A 423-nucleotide genomic window follows, 5' to 3' on the forward strand; every position below is an offset into this window, starting at 1 on the left:
CTTTCTGCAATTGCTCCAGATGGGTAGAACCACAACTGTCATTGATATTAATGCCGTTCGGACTGTCATTGATGATGATGACCTCAGCCCCCAGTTTTTTGAAGGCAGCAGGCGCAGCTTCGTAGGCAGCGCCATTGGCACAGTCAATGACAATTTTAAGGCCACTTAATGTGGTTTCTACTGTACCAACAGCATAATCTATGTATTTTGCTAACAAGTCGTGTTTCTGAGTAATAAAACCTACACCGTCTCCCGTAGGACGAGGCATAGTCTCAGGTTCGGCTTGAATTAATTTTTCCAGTTCATCTTCAACAGCATCCGGCAGTTTGTAGCCTGTCCCGGCAAAAAATTTAATACCATTATCCGGATAGGGATTATGGGATGCCGAAATAACAACTCCGGCTTGTGCCCCATGAATACGGG

1 pseudogene is annotated in these 423 nt (G+C 45.2%); it reads right to left on the bottom strand.

Features of this window, described 5'->3' with window-relative positions:
* Window positions 1-423: pseudogene (locus AC29Z1_RS08050) on the bottom strand (phosphoglucosamine mutase); the annotation flags it as partial.

The sequence above is a fragment of the Sporomusa sp. genome (assembly GCF_057736855.1).